Source organism: Shimazuella kribbensis DSM 45090 (genome assembly GCF_000428065.1).
GTDB lineage: Bacteria > Bacillota > Bacilli > Thermoactinomycetales > Thermoactinomycetaceae > Shimazuella > Shimazuella kribbensis.
Genome location: NZ_ATZF01000013.1, coordinates 116945 through 139009 on the forward strand (window position 1 = coordinate 116945; position 22065 = coordinate 139009).

The window sequence follows — 22065 nt, forward strand, 5'->3', positions numbered from 1 at the left end:
TCTCTTTAGCAGTCCTAATGAAGTGTGGATGATCGTCACGCAATGGACATATATTCATCCTTATTTAGTATAAAGGATGAATATTTCAATAGATAGATATAATTTTATTTATATAAATAATATTTTTATACATATTAGTGATGCTTTTTATTAATTTCCTTTGAACGCTATCCATTATCAGAAGTCTATGTTTTGTTAAGATTTTGCTTCTTATTTCATCCCACATCCTCAGTACATCTATTTAGTAATACTAGGTAGTTGAGTAGTGTCAATAGTCTGATTTATTTTTTCTCGAAGGGCTGTGTATGCTTTGGTGTGCCATTGTTATTTTCCTTTACCGAGCTTTTTACGAATGTTTTCGCTCAATTGTTCTTTTCTTTTTCCGATCCAGGTTTGCCCTTGAAGCTCATGTAATAGGTCATCGCAAAAACCACCGACATCCTGACCCACTACATCCAGCACATCCATTCCCTCTTGTGCGTTGGATTCAAAAAATTCCAGCACATCTTGCAGCATTTTAAACATGATCATGGCAGAGTCATGGTTGGATGCGGAATTCCATAAGAAATTCTCAATCTCATTCATTACGATCTGATAATCCTTTGGTAGAGCATCAATCCGTTTTTTGTACGCTTTATATTCCGCTTTTTCTTGTTTCCATCTTTTTAAAATCGAAAAAATATTATATTCCATTCTAATTCTCCTTTAATTCACTTATTTTTGATGCAATAAAATCCCATTTACGCCAAAAGGTTTGGAGTTGATTTCGACCGTCAGTGTTTAGTGTGTAGAACTTTCTGGGCGGTCCGATTTCCGAAGGCTTCTTCTGGATGTCGACTAATTTCTTCTTTTCTAGCCTTAGTAAAATCGTGTATACCGTTCCTTCAACAACATCTTCAAAGCCAAGGGAATTGAGTCTTCTAACGATCTCATAGCCATACGTTTCTTTGCGGCTGATGATTCAAGGACACAACCCTCCAGAACCCCCTTTAGCATCTCAGTCAAATTTTCCAAAACTAGCACCCTTTCTACTCCGTATGACTTAGTACTCCTACATAATAATACTAAGTAGATGGGAGTGTCAATAGTCTAATTTATTTCTTTTCTTGAAATGGGTTGAGTAGAAGACAATTCTTGAAGAAATATAGGAATTACGCCATTTGTGGACAATGTTGTGTAATAGACAGAAACCGGAACATCAATGATAGGTAGCTAGCTTATGAGGCAGGGAACACTTATATTCATTTTGCATTCAACCAAACATTGGCGTTAAGTCGACAGAAAAGAGATTAAGACTTCGCTTTCCTTGTCCAAGATGCAAATACACAAAAAAATCGGCAGAAAGTTTGCAAATGGAGTTTTAGGAGAAGAAGAGGTTCAGTTAAGCAATCAATGTTTTGTATTGGTAATAAAGCATACCAAGAATTTAATAAATGAGGATTAATTAATATTACTATTTAGAAGATGACTATGGTTGGGAAGCATATCACAAACTGTGGTTTGAAATAAGTCATGGGGGAAAGATACTCGAAGATTTTTTCCAGACTACTCTGCGGAGTGGATCTAATATTGTTGAAATAATCAGAAATATATCTGTAAAAGAGATGAGGTTTAAACAAAAAGACTCCAAGGTAACTTGGTTTTTATCCTATTTTTCAAGTCAAAGTGGTGTTCAAGTGATGGTTTTAAATTCTAAAAAGGGCTTACGAGTCAGCCCTTAGTTTTGACTATTGCCTAGTTAAGTGTACCTGGGTTCCCTTTGCCACTACAAATAGTCGTTTATATGATGTTCCCTTAATTGCAGTTGTTGGGCGGCGATAATTCATACCGCCCAACATCCGGCCCTGAGGGCATCAGCCGTCAGTCACGATCGATCCATACCCACAGGCCCGGCAGGGATCGGGTGATGACTCGGAAGACCGTGACGTTGACGGCCCCATGGTTCGCCTTGGTGGCGTACGCCATCTGGGTGAGGAACGCCTCGCCGTGGTCGTAGTTGGCCACGAACATCAGGTCGTCCATGAGACCGGAGAACCAGTCGATGTCCCCGGCCGTGACGCAGGCGGCGTCGCTGACACCGAGATCGACCTGCTCGCAGCGCGTCAGCAGGCTGCTGTACAGGACACGGAAGTCGTTGGTCCAGAGTCCAGCCTTCGGGGCCAGCTCGACCAGGAGTTGTGCGACCAGTTCTGCCGCTCGGACATCGACGTTGTCATTGTCGTTGCCCCGCTGCATCGCCGAGTTCAGCTTCTCGATTTCCTCGATGGTGACGACGGTCATGACTTTCTCCTCAGGTCCGGTGTGGAGAGACACGTATGTGTCTCATTACCTATAATTTATCATGGATTGCTAGATATGGAAAGCAATAAAAAATGGCCATATAGCGAATCTATGGCCATTTTTTATTTATTGGTCACAGTACTCGGATAGAAAATGATACGAAAGGACTTAATGGGGATTTTTTTATGCCTTGAGAACCTAGAAAAAGCCTCCAAACATCTCGCCATGTTTGGAGGCTTTTTGTATATGAATCAATAAGAGAGTTTCTTCTCTAGTTTTCTACTTACGATCGATAGAGAATAGTTCACAATGAAGTACATAACAGCAATCGTCAAAAGCAAAGGAATGGTAGCATTGAAGTTTTTGTTGTAGATGATCTGTGCATTGTGAGTCAGTTCAGGAAGACTGATCGCCACAGCAAGGGAAGTATCTTTGATCAACGATACAAATTGGCTGACCATCGGTGGGATGGTTCGTTTAAATCCTTGTGGCATGATGACATGCCATAACGTTTGGATATAACTGAGTCCTTGTGCACGTGCTGCTTCGGTCTGACCGCGATCAACAGAGTTTAGACCACTTCTCACGATTTCTGCTATCAAGGAAGAAGTAAAGATGGTCATACTGACGATGACTGATGTGGTGATGGGTAGATCAATATCTAATTGTTTTAATCCAAAATACCCAAAGAAGATGACAAGTAAGAATGGGATATTACGAATGGTTTCGATATAAAGAATAGCGAGATGAGATAGTACAGGTATTTTGGTATAACGCAAGATACCAAGAATCGTTCCAAATACAAAACTAAAAACAATAGCAAGAAATGCAACTTCTAATGTAACGAGCAAACCATCCAATAAAAAGAGTAAATGTGGTTTGGTAAAGACAGCTTGGAAATCCATACTACTCACCTCCTATCGGGAACCTTGTTTGGCCCAGCGTCTCTCTATAAAGTTCACTGCTAAGCTAAGCGGAATGGTAAGCAAGAGATAAAGACCAGCAACGAAAATATAGATTGGGATAACATCATAATCAACTGCTGCTTCATCTGCTGCATACATAATATCTCCACCAGCAATCAGTGCAAGAATCGAAGAGTTCTTCACTAGATTGATAAATTGATTTCCTAGTGGCGGGACAATGATTTTGAACGCTTGAGGGAGAATAACATGCCACATGGTCTGGATATAATTAAGTCCAGATGAACGAGCTGCCTCCATTTGACCTTTGTTAACAGATTGAATTCCAGCACGTACTGCTTCTGCTATAAAGGAGCTAGTGTAGATCGCTAGACCCAAGGAAGCGACCATAAACTTGGATAAATCTATTCCCAAACTAGGTAAACCAAAGTAAAAGAAGAAGATTTGGATGACTAAAGGAGTATTACGGAAAAATTCGACATATGCAGTCCCAAACCACTCCAATGGTTTCACTCTGGAGATACGGAAAATAGCGATGATAACGCCTAGTATCAAGCTTAATATCAAGGCTACGACACTAACTTCAATCGTGGTCACAAATCCATGAATGAAACTATCTTTGTATACATCCAAGAAGCTAAAATCCATCAGACCACTCCTTTCTTTTCGAAAAGTAAAAGGAAAATTGCTTGTTATTCGCTGATTTAGCGTTTATCTCATGTCGATGAAAAAAGATGGGCTTCGAACACCCATCTTTATGCGACATCCAGATTAGTTGGTTTGCAAGACGGAATCAGTAGGTAACTCTTTTGCTGGCTCTTTTTTAAACCATTTTTTATAAAGGGTTGCATATTGTCCGTTGTCCCAAATTTCTTTAATGAATGCATTGAGTTCTTTTTGTAATTCGGAGTTTCCTTTTTTCACTGCGATACCATATGGTTCTTTCGTGAATTGTCCGCCAACAAGTTTTAAGTCTGGATTTTGTTGTTGCATACCCATCAAGATACTATCATCTGTGGTAACAGCTTCTACTTTTCCAGATTTGAGGGCAGTCAAGGAATCTGCATAGTTTTCATATTCTTCCAAGATAGCTTCTGGAGCCATTTTTTTCATGTTTTTCGCACTGGTAGAACCTTTGGAAGTAGATACTTTTCTTCCTTTTAGATCTTTGATTGATTGGATTGTGCTATCATTTTTTACAAGCAGAGATTGTCCAGCTAAGAAGTAGATGTTGGAGAAATCTACTTGCTTTTTACGTTCTTCTGATACGGTCATAGTAGCTGCGATTAAGTCAATGTCACCAGCATCCAAAAGTTTGATTCTTGTTTTGGAAGTTACTTCCTTGAATTCCACTTTATTTTCATCACCAAGTAGTTTCTTGGCAAATGCTTTCATCAAATCTACTTCGAACCCTTTAATTTGTTGATCTGCTGGGTCTTTGTATCCAAATAAATAAGTATCGAATTTTACACCAGCAACTAATTTGCCGCGTTTTTTTATATTTTCGATGGAGCTACCATCAGTTGAATTTTCGCTATTGGACGTACAAGCAGTGATAACCATCACCATCATAATTAAGAGAAGACTTACAACCCATTTATTAAAACGCATGTGTATCCTCCTTAGATGTGAAAAACAGAATGAATGCAATAGAGTAAGCGCTTACTATATGGATGAACAATATAGATACTAGTGCTTTAAGATACGACTTAAGAATTGTTTGGTACGTTCGTTTTTTGGATTTTCAAAGAAGTCACTTGGTTTTGTCATTTCCAATATTTTGCCTTCGTCCATGAAAATAACTCGGTCTGCTACTTCTCGTGCGAAGCCCATTTCATGCGTCACAACAACCATCGTCATTCCCTCTTTGGCTAAATCACGCATGACATCAAGTACTTCACCAATCATTTCTGGATCTAATGCTGATGTTGGTTCGTCAAACAACATGATTTTGGGCTTCATCGCAAGTCCTCTTGCAATAGCTACACGTTGTTGTTGCCCGCCAGATAATTGTGAAGGATAGGATGTTGCCTTTTCGGGAATCCCTACTTTGGTTAAGTACTGCATCGCAGTTTTTTCGGCTTCCTTTTTCCCTATTTGACGTACACGGGTAGGAGCTAGTGTAATATTATCTAGCACAGTTTTGTGAGGATAGAGATTGAAATGTTGGAATACCATCCCAATTTCTTGTCGTAGTTTATTAAGGTCGGTTTTTTTATCGTTCACTTTGAATCCGTTGACAGATAATTCACCATCTGAAATCGCTTCCAAATGATTAATACAACGGAGCAAAGTACTTTTACCAGATCCACTAGGCCCGAGAATGACCACTACTTCGCCAGTGTTAATTTCCAGATTAATGTCTTTTAATACTTGGAAATCTCCATACCATTTGTTTACTTCAGAGAATTGTATGATTTTGCCTTCACCTCCAAAAACAGCTTAAAAACACCGACAAAAAATATAATATTATTTATCGGATACATAAAATATACATTTTATGAGAATGTCAGTCAAGTGAAACGAGATACAAAAGACGATGAATATAATAAAATTATACATATATATTTATATTTTATAGTTTTTATGTATAGAAAAAATCCAAAAGAATCCCGGAAATAATGGTGAAATGGAGGGATGGAAAGTGAACTTGGTAAGGAAATAAATACTAGGAACATTTTTAAAAACGATGAGCGGGAGAATGATTGTAAATGGAAGTGGAAAGAAGCGAAGCGATAGATTTACCAAACAAAGAGTGTTATGAAGAAGCACAGGCTATTTGATTCGACTGACCCGAAATAAGTGTCGACCTATAAAAGAATACTCCCTGTAAATTATTCACTATTCAGATAAATTACGCAAAAGTTGATATTGATTTCTTGCTTAAAATGTATAAAAGGGGGGCAATGATGGCCCCTTATTTAGATATCGTATTGGCCGAAACGATCGCTAAACCTTGAGCAATTGTTCGATGCGAATTGGCACCAGTAAGGTATCGTTGTTTTAGTTCATAAGAAGAAGCATTTTGAATGTTTTCAAATCCTCGATCTTTTAGAAATAACTCGATCTTCCCTTCTTCCACTCCAAAAAGATAATTTTCTCCTGTAATTTTTGCCGTTCGGTGCATGTTTCTAACGTCTGTTCTATTTGTATCTTCTAGTGTTTCTTTGTAGTAGTAATCGAAAATAACAGCACTTCCTGGTGGAGCATGTTTGGTCATGAAAGATAATGTATTTTCGATACCTTCAGGTTTTAAATAAACCGTTACTCCTTGCCATATAAAGAGAGTCTTTGATTCTTTTTGATAGCCATTGCGAAATAATTGTTCAGCCAGAATTTGGGTATCAAAATCAACAGGCACAAAGGTGACATGATCTGGTAGAGGATGAATGACTTTCCTAAGTTTTTTTCGTTTCATCATTTGGGTAGCTGGATGATCTACTTCGAATACTTTTGTTTTTTCTATTCCTTTTATCCGATAAGCACGAGTATCGTATCCAGCACCTAAAATAACGATTTGCTCCAATCCTTCTTTGAGACAATGGATAAGATAATCATCGATATATCTTTCCCGAGCAGTGATAAAAGCAAAAGCTCCTTTTCCTATTTTTTCATATAGTCCAGTAGAAACAATCCATTTGCTTATAAAGTAGGAAAGAGGATGAACAAAAGAACGCGCAAAAGGATCATAGGAAATGCGTTGTGCTTCAGGTTTGCTTGCTTCAATGGCTCTTATTAAAGCTATTCCTTCAGCTGTTTTACTCGGTTTTCCCTTTTTCATATCGATCACTCCTCTTTTCTGAATCCACCAAAGAGATTTGTTGGAACGGAGTGTGATTGACTTAGTGGTCAATGATTGGATATGTTTATTTTATCTGAATTTGACCATGCGGTCAATAGATCCGCAAAATAAAAAGAACCACCTTATGAGGCTGGTTCTCTTATTTCTTGCTTGTTGTGATTTTCTCCCCAAGCACACATTACTTCTGCTACTGGCAAGAGTGTTTTTCCATAGTCACTTAACGAATATTCTACTTTTGGTGGAACAGTTGGGTAGATCTTTCTTTCGATGATCCCTTCTTGTTCCAAGTTTCGTAGATGTTGCGTGAGCATTTTTTGAGAGGCATTGGGGATAAGTTTCTCCAAGTCACTAAAGCGTTTGGTTGAATCGATGAGATGCCATAAAATTTGCGGTTTCCATTTACCACCCAATACATGAATAATGGTTTCAATCGGGCATTGGCGTTGATGAATCATTGCTATATCAATCCCTTACTTTTAAGTTCGTACCTTACTTAAAAGTGCGTTCTTATCAGAATATTATTATCAATGTACAATAAAGTCAATCAAAAAGAAAAGGGAAAAAGGAGATGTACAAATGAATAATACGTATTGGGGACCGAAGTCATTGTCGTTTTGATTGGTAGGTTTGATAACACTCATGATGCTTTTTATAGGGGTAAGAAGTTTTATTCAACCAGAGGCTGCAATCGAAGGTTTTGGGATACCAAGGGAGCAGTCGAACAGGAAACTGGAATAAGCGTTACTGGCAATAAAAAAGGAACATTGATAGTAAAATCACTGTTCTAGTGCTGTATCAGACTGCGTAGTTTTCTTTTCGCAACCTCATCAGGCAAAGTAAAAGAGTATCTGTCTGGGCGACATCATCCAACTCAGACGGGTATGAACCCATTTAGTTTTAAGAGGCTGGTTCTTCCGGTTTTCGCTCAATATGATTTTGTCCCCAAATAGACATCACTTCTAAGACAGGTATGAATGTTTTTCCATAATCACTAAGAGCGTATTCCACTTTCGGGGGAACAACAGGGTGTATGGTTCGTTCAATCACACCTTCTCTTTCCAAATCACGTAAGTGTTGTGTGAGCATTTTTTGGGAGACAGCTGGAATGAGCTTTTCCAAATCACTAAATCGTTTGGTTGATTCGATCAGGTGCCGGCAGATCCTTGGTTTCCATTTGCCACCTAGCACATGAATCACTGTTTCTATTGGACATTCAGAAGTATTAATCATTAGGTTCATCAACCCCTTACTTTTAAGTTAGTGCATTACTAAAAAGTGCGTTCTTAACAGAATTCTATGATTGGTTTAGTATGAAGTCAATCAAAGAAAATAGAAAAAGGAGATCAATAAAATGAGTCCATCCTATTGGGGGCCAAAGTCTGTAACGTTTTGGCTGGTAGGTGTTGTTACAATATTGATGTTGTATGTAGGAGTAAACGGGTTTCTGAATCCAGAAGCCGCAATACAAGGTTTTGGTCTACCATTGAAAGATGTTGCTGACAAACCGATTGTTTGGGTTAAAGCAGATCGGGATTTATTCATCGGAGTATTTATGCTAGCTTTAATGGTGCTTCGGATGAGAAAAGCATCCTTGGTATTTTTATTGGCTACAACAGGTTCGCCTATATTCGATGCGATTATAGTATTGCAAAATGCAGTAGATAAAACGCCAGCATGGATTCATATCGTAACAGTAGTATACATGTTGATCGTGAGTTGGATGTTGTACCAACAAGAGAAAAAAGCAAATATTTCATAACTCTACTTGAGAGACTAAAACCTCCGACTTTAGTTGGAAAGCTTCCAGCACGTTGAAAATCGAATGGATAAAAACGGAATGGATTACCCGTATAGAGCAAGAAAAAACACTATTAAAAATTTTAAGTAAAGAAAGGATCTGATTTAATTGTCAAAAACGTCTATGAAAGCTATCCGTGTGCATGAATTCGGCAATCCAAGTGTGCTGAAATTGGAGGATGTTGAACGTTCAAAGCCGCAATCTGGTGAAGTTCTTGTCCGTGTTGTATATGCGGCAGTGATTCCACTCGATTGGAAAATCCGCAGTGGAGCGGGTATATTTCCTCAGCCGCTGCCGTATACTCCGGGAGCAGTTTTTTCCGGCATTATTGAAACCGTGGGTGACAACGTAACGAAATTTAAAGTAGGCGACTTCGTTTTCGGTAAGATGGAAGGATCTTATTCCGAATTTGGGATCGTTCCAGTTTCAGAACCATATTTAAACGGGATGTTCCATGTGCCCGAAAATCTAACGCTTGAAGATGCAGCGACGATTGGAGCAGGAGCTGAATCAGCTTGGAAAGTTTTGTTTACAGCAGGAAACTTGGAATCCGGTCAGACCGTTCTGATTCATGCCGCGGCTGGCGGGGTAGGACAATTCGCTGTTCAACTTGCTAAATGGAAGGGCGCCAAAGTGATCGGCACTGCTTCGAGCGCTAATCTCGATTATGTAAAATCATTGGGAGCGGATCAAGTGATTGATTATTCGACGATTCCATTTGAAGAAGTCGTAAAGGATGTTGATCTGGTAGTAGATTTGGTTGGGGGAAGTACGCAAGATCGATCATATTCGGTATTGAAACCGGGTGGACGCCTCGTCTCGTTGGTGCAACCTCCCTCCGAAGAGAAAGCAAGCAAATTTGGAGTTACAGCTAAACTTAGCAGCGAGTTTCCTACGCCCGATGACAATAAGGCGGTAGCGCAACTGCTTGCAGATGGCACCATCAAAGCGGAAATTGACAGGATATACCCGCTGAGCGAGGCAAAGGAGGCCCACATACGAAGCGAGAGCAGGCATAGTCGCGGAAGAATTCTATTAAGTGTTAATCCCGTTTGATTCCATTGTGTTGGGGGCATTATTTGGCAAATGAACAGGATAGGCGACACTTTATGAAATCAATCAAAGAAAATAGAAAAAGGAGATCAACAAAATGAGTCCATCCTATTGGGGGCCAAAGTCTGTAACGTTTTGGCTGGTAGGTGTTGTTACACTATTGATGTTGTATATAGGAGTAATGGGATTTCTTCAACCAGAAGCCGCAATACAAGGTTTTGGTCTACCATTGAAAGATGTTGCTGACAAATCTATTGTTTGGGTTAAAGCAGATCGGGATTTATTCATCGGAGTATTTATGCTAGCTTTGATGGTTCTTCGGATGAGAAAAGCATCCTTGGTATTTTTATTGGCTACAACAGGTTCGCCTATATTCGATGCGATTATAGTATTGCAAAATGCAGTAGATAAAACGCCAGCATGGATTCATATCGTAACAGTAGTATACATGTTGATCGTGAGTTGGATGTTGTACCAACAAGAGAAAAAAGCAAATATTTCATAACTCTACTTGAGTAAAAACGCTTCTATGCGCCAGATCTAAAACCAGTTTAGATCAAATAAAAAAGAAGCTTCAAAGGGTTCATACCTTGTAGCTTCTTTTTTGCACCAGAACCGACGGGAGGGCTTGTCCATGTATAATTACTTGTTGTTCATCCATATTATCTCCGCTGTTACGGCGATCGTCGCCGTAATTGGCTATCCAGTGATCATGAGCTGCGTCCGGACGGTGGAGCAGGCCAAATTCGGATTAAGGCTGTTAGAGAAGATGGCGATCTTGCCAAAAATCGGGGGCATTCTGCTGCTTCTTACCGGTCTATCGTTCGGATACCAACAAACATATCTGTTCCGAGAGCTATGGTATTTGCTTGCTGTGGCCATCTTCTGTGTTATTTTAGTCATCTTTGCCGTATTACTTCCATCCGGCATGAAGCAACAACTGGCATTGCTTGAGCAAACTCAGGGCGAAACCTTGCCGGAAGTATACCGTCGAAGCCGCAGACGTTCCTTGCGACTAGAGGTAATAGCGAATTTCTGCGTTGTGATCTCTATTCTGTTGATGGTGTTCAAGCCTTTTTAATGTCCACCGAGGGTAATCCCAAAAAAGAGTTTCATTTAGACATCTTTATTATCAAGAAACAGGGGTATGGAACCGATTCGAGAGTGCGACTTGAAAAGTCGCTTTTAGGCCCAGAACCAGCATCCGAACGACGAATCGTAATTTGACCAATAAATGGAAAACAGACCGATATCGATTTGGCTATTTTTGCCCAACCCCTGATAAAGTTCATTAAGGAACACCTCCTGAATCATTTCAATTTGGAGGTGTTCCTTAATGTTACTCGGATAGATTGGTAGATGTTGTTTCTAGTATAGCCTTAAATTTGAGCTAGTTCTTGAATGATCTCATCCATAGGATTGGTGGTAAATGCGATTGTCGTTTGGAACACCCGTTATATAGAGGCCGCATATTTTCTTCCTCTCTGAAGAGCGGTCTACTATATTGGGTGTTTTTCGATACAAATTTACGACCTCGGTTATTCCCATATGGTCAATGTTCTAGTTTTTTAGTATGAATGAATAATAGCATATGCCCGAAAGGCAAGTCGACCATTATATTAAATTTCTAGTTTTTTGGTACGTTAATAATTTGAGTCGCTTGATTATATGTGGTATGCTCTATTTATGAGAAAACCATATGTAGTTTCTATCAACGATATCAGATTGACGTCTGTCCTCCATGCATTGAGTGATCCTCGTCGTTTGCAAATTGTTATGAGTCTGAAGGGAAATGCGGAGCAAAATTGTGCGATTTATCATGACATGATGCCTAAGTCGACCTTAACGCATCATTTAAAAGTTCTTCGGGAAGCAGGTGTAGCAAAAGTAAGAATTGAAGGTACACAACATTTTTACTCCTTGCGTACGGAAGACTTAGAACAATTGTTTCCAGGATTACTCACTGCTATTTTGAATGTTCAATCAGAATTAATTTCCCATTGATTAGTCAAATAAAAGACCTTCTTAATAGAAAAAGGTCTTTTATTTTTTATGTTAGAGGTGTTCTTATACATTGGTAAACAGCATAATGGATGTATAATCTTTTAATATCTACCTACTCTTGATTGCACTTGGCAATCGTCTTCGTGTTGTGAAAGACACCGTTACGAATTAGAGATTAATTTTTCTTTCCATTGTGGGGTGTTTTTTAGGATGAAGAAATCAAACTGGTTACCGAGAAACAAGGAAAATATAAGAGCGTTTTCCTACGAGATAGATGGTCCCGTACTGGTAGCAGAAAGAATATATTCTAGGCTTCTAGAGATACAATCAAACCAATATGTATGGTCTGATCAGACCTTAGATTCAGTTATTCGAACCTATTCATCACAATTGCAAGCCCTCTTGCAATACAAAACCCAATTAAATAGATGGCAAAATAAGAAGAAAAAGCGTTTAAAATCAACCCAGTACAAGGAAATTAGACGATTGCAAAGGCAGGTTGATCATTGGGACACTGTACTGATCAAAATGTTAGTTTTAGCGGAACAGTTGAAAAAGGAGCGTTTGAAAAACAGGAGGAAGGGATTGCGATGGGGAAAATATAGGTTTTCCTTATGATGATAAGGTATTTAAAAGTGGCATTCTCTTGTTGTTTCAATTGGATAGATTTACATAACTACTCTTAAGAGTGGTTTTTTTGTGATTTTTGGGAAGTTCTCATTCTCTTTTATCTATGAATTCCATTATCTAATAAAAAAAATTATGTTATAAATCTAAGAATTGTTATATTATAATGATAATATTTTTCGTATTTTATTTTATCATACAAACCAATGGAAAGGGTATAAAAGTATGATTAGATCAAAGTCGACTGTACGAAACTTACCAGTTTACCGACCAGGAAAACCAATCGAAGAAGTGGAAAGGGAGTATGGATGGAAGAATGCTGTTAAACTCGTTTCCAATGAGAATCCATTTGGCTGTTCTCCAAAGGTAATAGAAGCTTTACAAGGTTTACAGTTGTTTCACCAATATCCCGAACCGATGGCACCTCTCTTAAGAGGGAAACTTGCAAAACATTTTGATGTGGAGCCTGAAAAATTTATATTTGGTAATGGTTCTAGTGAGATCATTCAGATGATCTGTCGTACATTTTTAGAGCATGGTGATGAATCCATTCTTGTAGATTTTACGTATTCCATCTATCAATCAGAGATTAAAATTGAAGGTGCTATTCCCATTTTTGTTCCTCTCTTAAACGGTTCCTATGATCTAGATGCAATGTTAGGTGCTATTACAGATAAAACGAAGATCATATGGATATGTAATCCAAACAATCCAACAGGAGCGCTTATTGATCAAGACACATTGATTTCCTTTTTACAGAAAATTCCCGATAATATATTGGTTGTTTTGGACGAAGCCTATATGGAATATGTGGTAGATGAGAATGCGCCCAACTCAGCTTCTTTGGTCTCTCTTTTTCCGCAATTAATTGTGTTACGTACTTTCTCCAAAATATACGGATTGGCTGCGATGAGAATGGGTTATGCAATGGCTGATGTGACGATCATTGCTGAATTGCATCGGGTTAGACCATCTTTTAATACTAGTCGATATGCTCAAATGGCAGCAATTGCTGCATTAGAAGATCAAGAATTTGTGGCTTATTGGAGAAAGATGAACGATCAAGAACGAATTCGGATAGGGGATCAATTGGAGAATTGGGGGATTTCGTATTATCCATCACAAGGGAATTTTATTTTGTTTGATAGTGGATCACCTTCACAAGAAGTGTTTCAATATATGCTTGAACGAGGTGTTATAGTAAGAGATCGATTGCGATATCCAACTTATATTCGTGTGACGATTGGTACATCAGAACAAAATGACCGCTTTTTAGAGGTGTTTGCTGAGTTTTTAGCTTGTCGATAAGGAGATGTCTGATCGACAAGCTTTTCTATTTGTTTCATATCAAAAATCTGAATCTTTCGTTGGCCATTGAAATTTCGTCTGTCTGGTCAATTTTTTGCCTACCATCCATGAAGATGTGCGGTTATGAATTTGACGGACAACATGATTTAAGGTCATCTTCTTGTTGATGATAGGAAGCTCCTGTTCTTCGGGTTGAGTGATGTTTGGTAGCTGCAATCCAAAATGAGGTCGTAATTGGTTGTAGCATTTCTTTTTGATATCCATCGGGATTTCTTTACGGTCGAGAAATTTCAAAGCTTCTTCCATGTTATTTTGCTGCATAAGACTTTGAAAATGAAGAATGATGACGGAGGATAAAGGTAGTTGAAAAGTGAGATGGGATTGATTCCCTCTTCCTTTTCCAGACTGCCAATCGATATATCCTTCTTTGTGCATTTTTTTCAATAATATTCTAGCATTACGCATGGTGCAGTGGAGTATTTCTGAAATTTCGGTTGTTGTGACTGGAAAGGAAGTTCGATCTGTGATTGTATGGAAAGCAAAACGAAGCTCGATATAATATTCGATTGTATTCATTGTGACTAACACCTCCTCTATGTTGAAAACTGTGCATAAATCTCCATTGCTTTTTTCCATTCTCCTTGTTTCATTAAAAGTTGAGCTTTCTTGGTTAATAAACGATTTTGCTGAGAAGTGGATATTTCGGATAGTGCTAATGCCTTCTCGATGTAGTGTAGTGCTGTCTTATTTTGGTTTTTGGCTTGTTCCATGTCACTTAATAATTCATATGCAAGGAAGTGAAGGGAATGATTTTTGCTATCTTCTAATAAGATACTTTTGCAATAAGAGGCAGCATCTTCCCATTCCCCATCTTGATACAAATAAGAAGCTAACTTGATTTTACACTGAAGTTTTGCTGGGATCTGGCCAAGCTCATGATAGATATCAATCGCTTTTTGAAGATGAATCGCAGCTTGGTCAAAGATTTGATGATAACCATAAAGAATTCCTAAATTCATATAAGTCCCAGCTAGATTTTCTGTGTCTTTCGATAATTGGAAAGCCAGAACTGCATTATCCAAGCTCTTTTTCGACTCTTCAAATCGGTCTAATTGCATGTAACAAATACCTAAAGACATATAAATTTGACCAGGTTTATATTGGATACCAAGTTCTTCGCTATACTTCAGCGCTTGGTTTAAGAAGTAGATTGCAGAGTGTATTTCTCCTAGTTTTCCATGATGAACGCCAAGTTGAAAGAGTATCGTTATTTGTGTATAGGTTGGAACGTTTTCATAGATGGCTATTTCATAAGCATTTTTTAAAAGATGTAGAGCTTTTTCATCTTCTCCCGTTTTGGAAAACGTTTTACTCAAAGCAATCATGCTACGGATGAGTAAATTTTTATCGGAATCAGATTGGAGTGCATCTACGCTTTTGATATAGCAGGAAATAGCTTCCTTTGAATGATGGTTGTAGTCTTCCGATCTTCCACATATCCAGAAATAAATACCTTGCTCAGTGGAAGACCATTCATTTATAACAGAATCCGAAAAATCCTGAATAGATTCAAAAGCTTCTTGGAATTTGTTGCGTTCCATTTTCTTTTCAGCGGCTAGGAGGATACGAAGTACTTCTTTATTCGATTGTATGAGGTTCAATTTTTCACCCTTTCCTTTATAATAAGTGTGAAAGAGCAGGAGTAAGACTACTTTTATCATATCACCTGCTACCAAATTTCGCATTCATTAATGAATTTTAAAGGAGTAAGAAAACGGTGCTAAATGGTGGACAAAGACTAATCGGCCGATATGACCTGATCAAGCAATTAGGTCAAGGTGGAATGGCTACTGTATATTTAGCTTGGGATACAAAGCTAGAAAGAAATGTAGCAATAAAAGTAATCCATGATAAACAGATGGAAGCAGATGAAGGAGTAGATCGTTTTATACGTGAAGCAAAAATCGTCAGCAGTCTCAATCATCCCAATATCGTACATATTCATGATATTGTACATCAAGATGATACGCATTTTATTGTGATGGAATATGTGGATGGTCCATCGCTTGATCAAATCTTGAAGGAAAATCCACAACTAACTGAAGAACAAGTGATTACGATTACTACTCAAATATGTGATGGATTGGCTCATGCACACGATAACGGTGTTATTCATCGAGATATCAAGCCACACAATATTTTATGTACCGCTTCTGGAGTGTACAAAATTGTAGATTTTGGAATCTCGAAATTTGTAGATGGTACACAAATGACAGTAACAGGTATGGTGATGGGGTCTGTTCATTATTTTTCACCAGAACAAGCCTCTGCTCAAAAGGTTCAACCTTCTTCCGATATTTATTCACTAGGCATTGTTATGTATGAAATGGTTAGTGGAAAGGTTCCTTTTGATGAAGAAAGTTTTGTAGCTATCGCCATCAAACATATGAATGCACCAGTACCGAAATTGAACAATCATCATAGCAAAATAAGCTCCGCTTTACAGCGGGTTATTTTCAAAGCGTTGGAAAAAGACCCCACTCAACGATTTCAAACTGCAAGAGAGATGAAATTATCTTTGGAACAGATCATAAAAAGGGGGAGCCCCAAAAAAATTACTACTATGTTGCAGAAACCGCAACGTAACTTTTTTGTTCATCCAAAGGTATATGTTCCTTTTGTGATTGCATGTTTGGTTGGTATGTTAGTGATTTATTACAGTGTGACTAAAGAAAATCCAATCGATCAACCAACAAACAATCCTATACCAAAAGACCTAGTGATAAACAAAAAAGAGCAAAACGGCAACTATAAATGGTGGAGGGAATTACCGAAAAAGAACAAGAAAAGCCGTATTTTTCACAATCGTAAAGTAACAGGGCAAGATGGTGAATATGAGGTGAGTTTAGATGCAGGGGATTTGCCTTCTGCGAAATTTTACTACAATATTTATATAGTAGATACGTTTAACTCTCGCCGTGTTATTTCCAAACAAACGGTGACGTACAAGCGCTCAACGGAAAAAACACTCACTCCTGTCCGTTTTCGCGTATCGATTCCAGAAGAAATGATTCCACTCAAAGGGATTGCAAAAATCGAGATTTATTGGAAAAATGATTCGGATAAATCCGAATCATATATGATTGCAGAAGAAAGTTTGTTGCAACAATGGGGAACTGCACCACCATCTTCTTCATAAAAGATAACTTTGGATGATTTGGGCTTTTACCAAATGATCCTTTTTTATGTAAAAGAGGAAAAATTGCAATAATAGTTTACCTTTTCTCATACAAGAAAACCATTTAAAATGGAATATGATAACAAAATATTAAAAATAGGGAGTGTGAATAGTGAAAAAATCGATCTTATCCATATTTTTTATTCTCATTTTTGGGGCCATTGCAACAGGATGTACTGTCCATATTAATGGAATATCAAAAGAGTCAAATGATGTTGCGATTGCAAAGCCTGTTAGTATTAAAGTATCTATTTATAAACAATACGAAGATGGAGTAGAGTTAAAAATGCAACTGGATCATGTCCCAAATGCAAAGGGGACTTGGACAATCCGAATGTGTGATCAAGAAGAAGTCCAAGCTAGCAAAGGGCCAATCGTCATTTACGGGATACCAGATTGTATTACACCAGATGAAAATGATCAAAGTGATGATACAATGTATATCAACTTTACAGGTTCAGAAAATGGGAAAAAGGTAACAGTAGATAAGGTGTATGTGTGGGATGATAAGCTGTTAGAAAATATACCATTGGAGCGTCAAAATCCAGATTCACCTTGGATCATGCTGCAAACTTTTATCAGAACCGGATATTTATATGGAGCATCTGTTCATATAGGTTCATCCAAACAAGATATTATTGATTTTTTTGGGGAACCAGAAAAAGCTGAAAACCCAGATTTTTTTGGTTACGATGATGTGGAATTTCTATTCAGCCAAAATAAAGTAGAGCAAATTACAATGAAAAGCACAAAAGACAATCCAATCAAAACACCTAATAATGACAAAGATGATATTATCCGAGTATTTGGCAATCCAATCCAAACTGATGGTGATGGTGAATTTTATGATAGTGTGTATGAATTATCGGATCGGAGAGTTACATTTACATGGAGCAATAAACAATCTCAGTTGGTTCGAGTAAATGTGGAAAAAAAGTAGTCTTTTTAAACCTCAGTCATGATAGATTGAGGTTTTTTTGTGGTAAGAAAAGCGGAAATTTAATCGGATTCGTTTACCCTTTTTCTTTTTTTAAAACGCCTTATACTAAAAGTATGAAATGAAGGAAAACGTTATGGACTTTATTCAACATTATCGATTAAGGAGTGTTTCACAGATGAGAAAAATTATAGTTTCTTTTCTAACTTTGATTATTTTTGCTGTAGTAATGACAGGATGTACCATTAATTTGGACGGGAAAGAATTAACGTTAACTCAAGGTTCAGATTCAAACTCAGAGAAAAAAGCAGAAAAAATAGAAGTAACCATTGATAAACATTATGAAGATGGTTTTGATTTAAAGGTTCAATTGTCACATGCGGACTCCGCAAAGGGAACATGGACTGTGAAATATTGTGGATTAGAAGACATACAAAAGGATAAAGGAAACACGATTATTACTGGATTTGGATATAGTGACTGTACAGAAGATGCAAATTATGAAGATGTTTATATTAACTTTACAGGAGAAGCAAATGGGAAAAAAATCACAGTAGACAAAGTGTATGTATTGACAGAAGAAGAGCTGGATAAAGTTCCTCTAGAAAGAGAACAGCCTACGGTTTGGGATGACATACGAAACTTTTCTCAATCCGGTGAGCTAAATAATGCTGTAACTTTTGGTGCTACCAAGGAAGAAGTTATTAAATTTTGGGGAGAACCAACTTCCACATCCGATGACGGGACAGCACTCGATTATGAACATATTACTTTTAGCTTTGATGCGAATGGGACATTAGTGAATGTTACATTCCGCAATACTAAAGATTCTCCTATTGATGTCAGCATGGAGGAGATAGAGAAGGCATTTGGTCAACCAGTAGAGTCAGATGGGGCAGCTGGTACGTATTATAGTAAATACCAGTTAGAAAAAAGTACAGTTGTCGTTGCTTGGAGCAATGTAGAATCGAGAATTAGCAGAATAGAGGTAAGTGCAAAATAAAGATCAAAGATCCAGCCTATCAAAGCTGGGTTTTATTTTTTAGTCCATTTAAAGTTGTTAAAGTAAATTGGGATGATTTTGAAGTGTAATCTATAGGAAGATTTCTGTTTTCTCCAAATTTTAAAAAAGGGGAAAATTAGAACCTATTGTTTTCCCTTTTTTTTGTATTTCTTACTTTTTATAATAGGGATATCGATAAAAGGGAGTGTTAACCATGAAGAAAGTATTATTTTTTCTATTTGCAATTATATTATTGATAGGGATGACAACAGGATGTACGAGTAATGGAACATCATCAGAAAATACGAGTGGGCAACAAATTCAAGCAAAGATTGATAAAAAGTATGAAGATGGTATTGATTTTAAAGTTCAACTCTCAAATGTAAAAACGGCAAAGGGTACATGGACAGTAAAATATTACGACAAGGTACAAGTGTTAAAAGATAAAGGTGCTTCAACTATTGTTGGATACGGTTTTGGAGACTTGGGTGGAACAGATAAACCAAATAAAGAAAATGATATTGATTTAAATGTGAACTTTACTGGGATTGCAGATGGAAAGAAAGTTACGGTCGATAAAGTTTACGTTGTGACCAAAGAAGAGTTTAATAAAATGAAAGTAGAAAGATAATATTTTTATCTAAAAATTAAAAATAATCGAAAAATATGAACACTAGCGTAAGTATTCCGCGATCGAATGGAAATTTCTCCAAGTGAATAGCACTATGAAGAATCCAGTTAGCTTGTACTGGATTCTTTTTTTTGATTGGGAAAAGGGGAAAACAAGTATATTCTGTTTACTCTTTATGTTTTTCTGGTACATTTTATAATAAGAATAAGCAGTTTGAAAAAGGGAGTATGAAACAATGAAAAAAAGAATTTATATTTTACTACTATTAGTTTTATTTGCTTTTATGATGAGTGGATGTACGATCAATTTATTTGCAGATAAGAAACAACCTAACTTAACTACTTCTACAACCTCAAATAATCAAGAAAATAAAGAGGGAGATCCAATTCAAATGAAAGTAGATATCTACAAGCATTATGAAGATGGTTTTGAATTACAAATGTATTTGGCAAATGCAAAATCAGGCAAAGGAACATGGACGACAACAACATGTGGAAAAGAGTATGTACACAAGAATAAAGGTCCTTCTATCCTTGTTGGTTCCGATGAAGTAGAATGCGATGGCGGTAAATATAATATATATACAAGTTTTACAGGTATTGTCAATGGTCAATCCATTACGTTGGACAAAGTATATGAAATGGATTATAAGGCGTTGGATAATGTACCGTTAGAGGGATATGAAGAAAAGTCTAAAAAGATGAATTGGGAGACTTTAAAAGTAAATGCTCAAGGTGGGTTTTTGTTCAATTCCATAGCTTATTTGGGAGCTGCGAAAGAAGATATCCTGACATACTTGGGGGACCCTGACCCATCTAGTGGAGAAGGTATTCTAGAGTATAAAAGTAAAAATCTTTGGATTGAGTCACATGACAACAAAACAGTAGGTTTTCTCTCTGTTCAAAATCTTGACCAATTGTCTAGTAACTTAGATGAGATTCAAAAAGTCTTTGGTGATTCGAAGAAGCAGGGTAATCCAGAAGCAAGTTTTCTGGAATATAACCTAGGTATACATACACTCACAATATGGTTTGATGACAAATCTAAAATAGATGAAATTAGTCTACATTTTAATATTTATTAGTTCTTTGTAGAAATAATCCAGTCATTCCTAACTGGGTTCTTTTTTATGAGTAAACATGGAAATATTCATTAGATATAAAGAAAATGGATCGAAAACCTATTTGAGTAGACCGATATATATAACTATGTCAAAATGTATAGTATTAATTTAAAAAAATGGGATTTATTAAATAGGAGGCGTTGTGTTGAATAAAAATCTTAAAGTTGTTCTGCTTTTATTTTTTATTATCGTTATTGGTATTATTGCTATCGTATATTACCGTATAAACGCTTCCGTACCTCAACCCAAAGACGATCGAAAAACGGTAAATCAGTTGAAAGATATGGATAGTACATCAGCGAATGTGATTGAAATAAATAGTTTAGACGCTGATTTGTATCTACATAAGAGCAAGAATGATCAAATGCAAGCAAAATTAAGCGGGAAAATACCAAAGCAAGACAATGTAGAATTGAGATGGACGAAGCAAGGGAAAGAGTTGTATTTAGATGTCGTTTATAAAGTGAATGATGCCCTAGAGACTGGGAAAAACGAGGAAGAAGAGGATGACCAGAAGGGGTTACCTGCGAAAATCAGCTTAGATGTTTCTATTCCTAGCAAAGTATATGATTCCATTAAAATAAGTACAAGTGGTGGTGATTTAACGGCAGATATGCCACTGCAAGGGAATGAGATCAAGATAACCACGTGGGCTGGGTCTTCCAAACTTGCCAATTTATCGGCCGATCAAATTCATGTTGATTCACGTGAGGGGAACATCCAGCTCAAAAACGTAAAAGCAGGGTTCATGACACTCACATCATTTAGTGGAAACGTATCTCTTCAAGATTATCAAGGTGGAAATCTGAAAGGGGAAACGCAAGACGGTGACATGAGCCTGAGTGGTATCCATGGCGGGATGATAAATTTGAATACAAAGTCTGGGGATATACATGTAGATCAAACTTCTCCTTTACCTGCGAGCAATGAGATTACAACAAAAGGAGGAAATGTTACATTCCAATTTGGGATGGTTCCAACAGACCTTTATCTTGCTCTAACAAGTGAAAGTGGAAATATGAAAAACAATCTTCCGATTAAAAAAATAACAGATAAAGATGATGATTACTTTGGAAAGCGATATATCAAAGGTACAATCGGCAGAGGACTCGGTGCTAATTTACTTATTGGTACTCAGAAAGGAAATATCAATGTTATCTTAAAAAAATAGAGGAGACTAATATACGATACAAAAGCTTCTTTTCAACGATAGCCGTTTACTCGTATTGTTGCCGGGTTTGACGGCTTGTTCGCAAGAACCAGAAAAAAGTCGTAGTCAAACCATTAACCAAAGGACAGGTCATCGCAAAAGTTTCCCAACAATTAAAGAATCAAACG

The 22065-nt window shown here is 37.3% G+C and carries 25 protein-coding genes and 1 pseudogene; 13 read left to right on the forward strand and 13 right to left on the reverse strand.

Going from position 1 to position 22065, the window contains the following annotated elements:
• Positions 1 to 324: 324 nt before the first annotated feature.
• The 10 genes and pseudogenes from A3GQ_RS0116670 to A3GQ_RS0116725 all read right to left on the reverse strand — a co-directional run bounded on the left by A3GQ_RS0116670 (position 325) and on the right by A3GQ_RS0116725 (position 8235).
• On the reverse strand, positions 325 to 693 hold the full coding sequence (locus tag A3GQ_RS0116670; RefSeq protein ID WP_051271944.1) for a DUF1048 domain-containing protein: 369 nt from the start codon (positions 691 to 693) through the stop codon (positions 325 to 327).
• A gap of 1 nt (position 694) precedes the next feature.
• Positions 695 to 1014: pseudogene (locus A3GQ_RS26350) on the reverse strand (PadR family transcriptional regulator).
• Between the two features lie 846 nt (positions 1015 to 1860).
• Positions 1861 to 2280 carry a hypothetical protein gene (locus A3GQ_RS0116680; RefSeq protein WP_028778040.1) on the reverse strand — a complete coding sequence of 140 codons (420 nt, stop codon included), beginning with the start codon at positions 2278 to 2280 and terminating at the stop codon, positions 1861 to 1863.
• A gap of 251 nt (positions 2281 to 2531) precedes the next feature.
• Positions 2532 to 3185 (reverse strand): amino acid ABC transporter permease, encoded by a 654-nt coding sequence (locus A3GQ_RS0116685; protein ID WP_028778041.1) that lies wholly within the window; start codon positions 3183 to 3185, stop codon positions 2532 to 2534.
• 12 nt (positions 3186 to 3197) lie between these two features.
• A complete protein-coding gene (locus A3GQ_RS0116690; RefSeq protein ID WP_028778042.1) occupies positions 3198 to 3854 on the reverse strand; it encodes an amino acid ABC transporter permease in 657 nt (218 codons plus the stop codon).
• Positions 3855 to 3974: 120 nt separating this feature from the next.
• On the reverse strand, positions 3975 to 4814 hold the full coding sequence (locus tag A3GQ_RS0116695) for a glutamate ABC transporter substrate-binding protein (protein ID WP_028778043.1): 840 nt from the start codon (positions 4812 to 4814) through the stop codon (positions 3975 to 3977).
• Between the two features lie 78 nt (positions 4815 to 4892).
• Entirely contained in the window at positions 4893 to 5621 is a 729-nt protein-coding gene (locus A3GQ_RS0116700; protein ID WP_028778044.1) for an amino acid ABC transporter ATP-binding protein, read from the reverse strand.
• A 499-nt stretch (positions 5622 to 6120) separates the two neighbouring features.
• Positions 6121 to 6984, reverse strand: a complete 864-nt coding sequence (locus A3GQ_RS0116710) for an SAM-dependent methyltransferase (protein ID WP_037465284.1) — start codon at positions 6982 to 6984, stop codon at positions 6121 to 6123.
• Positions 6985 to 7127: 143 nt separating this feature from the next.
• The gene (locus tag A3GQ_RS0116715) at positions 7128 to 7460 is read right to left on the reverse strand and encodes a winged helix-turn-helix transcriptional regulator (protein WP_028778046.1); all 333 of its coding nucleotides are present in this window, start codon (positions 7458 to 7460) and stop codon (positions 7128 to 7130) included.
• A 442-nt stretch (positions 7461 to 7902) separates the two neighbouring features.
• Entirely contained in the window at positions 7903 to 8235 is a 333-nt protein-coding gene (locus A3GQ_RS0116725) for a winged helix-turn-helix transcriptional regulator (RefSeq protein WP_028778048.1), read from the reverse strand.
• 121 nt (positions 8236 to 8356) lie between these two features.
• On the opposite strand from A3GQ_RS0116725, the gene A3GQ_RS0116730 reads away from it, so the two are divergent.
• The 4 genes from A3GQ_RS0116730 to A3GQ_RS0116745 all read left to right on the forward strand — a co-directional run bounded on the left by A3GQ_RS0116730 (position 8357) and on the right by A3GQ_RS0116745 (position 10937).
• The gene (locus A3GQ_RS0116730; RefSeq protein ID WP_028778049.1) at positions 8357 to 8764 is read left to right on the forward strand and encodes a DUF4267 domain-containing protein; all 408 of its coding nucleotides are present in this window, start codon (positions 8357 to 8359) and stop codon (positions 8762 to 8764) included.
• 147 nt (positions 8765 to 8911) lie between these two features.
• A complete protein-coding gene (locus A3GQ_RS0116735) occupies positions 8912 to 9859 on the forward strand; it encodes an NADP-dependent oxidoreductase (RefSeq protein WP_028778050.1) in 948 nt (315 codons plus the stop codon).
• Between the two features lie 94 nt (positions 9860 to 9953).
• On the forward strand, positions 9954 to 10361 hold the full coding sequence (locus A3GQ_RS0116740; protein ID WP_028778051.1) for a DUF4267 domain-containing protein: 408 nt from the start codon (positions 9954 to 9956) through the stop codon (positions 10359 to 10361).
• A 129-nt stretch (positions 10362 to 10490) separates the two neighbouring features.
• Positions 10491 to 10937, forward strand: a complete 447-nt coding sequence (locus A3GQ_RS0116745; protein WP_028778052.1) for a DUF2269 family protein — start codon at positions 10491 to 10493, stop codon at positions 10935 to 10937.
• Positions 10938 to 10968: 31 nt separating this feature from the next.
• Here A3GQ_RS0116745 and A3GQ_RS27250 read toward each other — a convergent pair whose 3' ends face one another.
• Positions 10969 to 11148, reverse strand: coding sequence for a hypothetical protein (locus A3GQ_RS27250; protein ID WP_156877780.1), 180 nt, complete (start codon positions 11146 to 11148; stop codon positions 10969 to 10971).
• Between the two features lie 394 nt (positions 11149 to 11542).
• Here A3GQ_RS27250 and A3GQ_RS0116755 point away from each other — a divergent pair, with 394 nt between their 5' ends.
• The 3 genes from A3GQ_RS0116755 (at position 11543) to hisC (ending at position 13795) form a co-directional block, all read left to right on the forward strand.
• Complete coding sequence (locus A3GQ_RS0116755; protein WP_028778053.1) at positions 11543 to 11860, forward strand: ArsR/SmtB family transcription factor; 318 nt, start codon at positions 11543 to 11545, stop codon at positions 11858 to 11860.
• 210 nt (positions 11861 to 12070) lie between these two features.
• Positions 12071 to 12478, forward strand: a complete 408-nt coding sequence (locus A3GQ_RS27765) for a hypothetical protein (protein WP_051271947.1) — start codon at positions 12071 to 12073, stop codon at positions 12476 to 12478.
• Between the two features lie 234 nt (positions 12479 to 12712).
• Positions 12713 to 13795, forward strand: a complete 1083-nt coding sequence (gene hisC, locus A3GQ_RS0116765) for a histidinol-phosphate transaminase (protein WP_342665010.1) — start codon at positions 12713 to 12715, stop codon at positions 13793 to 13795.
• Positions 13796 to 13834: 39 nt separating this feature from the next.
• Here the strand turns inward: hisC and A3GQ_RS0116770 are convergent, their stop codons facing one another.
• Positions 13835 to 14371 (reverse strand): SgrR family transcriptional regulator, encoded by a 537-nt coding sequence (locus A3GQ_RS0116770; protein WP_028778055.1) that lies wholly within the window; start codon positions 14369 to 14371, stop codon positions 13835 to 13837.
• Between the two features lie 17 nt (positions 14372 to 14388).
• Positions 14389 to 15516 carry a tetratricopeptide repeat protein gene (locus A3GQ_RS0116775; protein ID WP_028778056.1) on the reverse strand — a complete coding sequence of 376 codons (1128 nt, stop codon included), beginning with the start codon at positions 15514 to 15516 and terminating at the stop codon, positions 14389 to 14391.
• 56 nt (positions 15517 to 15572) lie between these two features.
• Here A3GQ_RS0116775 and A3GQ_RS25790 point away from each other — a divergent pair, with 56 nt between their 5' ends.
• From A3GQ_RS25790 to A3GQ_RS0116805, 6 genes are all read left to right on the forward strand, one after another.
• Positions 15573 to 16994, forward strand: a complete 1422-nt coding sequence (locus A3GQ_RS25790) for a serine/threonine-protein kinase (protein WP_051271950.1) — start codon at positions 15573 to 15575, stop codon at positions 16992 to 16994.
• Positions 16995 to 17145: 151 nt separating this feature from the next.
• Positions 17146 to 17973: a hypothetical protein gene (locus tag A3GQ_RS0116785; RefSeq protein ID WP_028778057.1), complete on the forward strand. Its 828-nt coding sequence runs from the start codon at positions 17146 to 17148 to the stop codon at positions 17971 to 17973.
• Positions 17974 to 18148: 175 nt separating this feature from the next.
• Positions 18149 to 18973 carry a DUF4309 domain-containing protein gene (locus A3GQ_RS0116790; RefSeq protein WP_028778058.1) on the forward strand — a complete coding sequence of 275 codons (825 nt, stop codon included), beginning with the start codon at positions 18149 to 18151 and terminating at the stop codon, positions 18971 to 18973.
• A gap of 214 nt (positions 18974 to 19187) precedes the next feature.
• A complete protein-coding gene (locus A3GQ_RS0116795; protein WP_028778059.1) occupies positions 19188 to 19604 on the forward strand; it encodes a hypothetical protein in 417 nt (138 codons plus the stop codon).
• Positions 19605 to 19839: 235 nt separating this feature from the next.
• Positions 19840 to 20688 carry a hypothetical protein gene (locus A3GQ_RS0116800; protein WP_028778060.1) on the forward strand — a complete coding sequence of 283 codons (849 nt, stop codon included), beginning with the start codon at positions 19840 to 19842 and terminating at the stop codon, positions 20686 to 20688.
• A gap of 184 nt (positions 20689 to 20872) precedes the next feature.
• Positions 20873 to 21898 (forward strand): DUF4097 family beta strand repeat-containing protein, encoded by a 1026-nt coding sequence (locus A3GQ_RS0116805; protein ID WP_028778061.1) that lies wholly within the window; start codon positions 20873 to 20875, stop codon positions 21896 to 21898.
• The last annotated feature ends 167 nt before the right edge of the window (positions 21899 to 22065 follow it).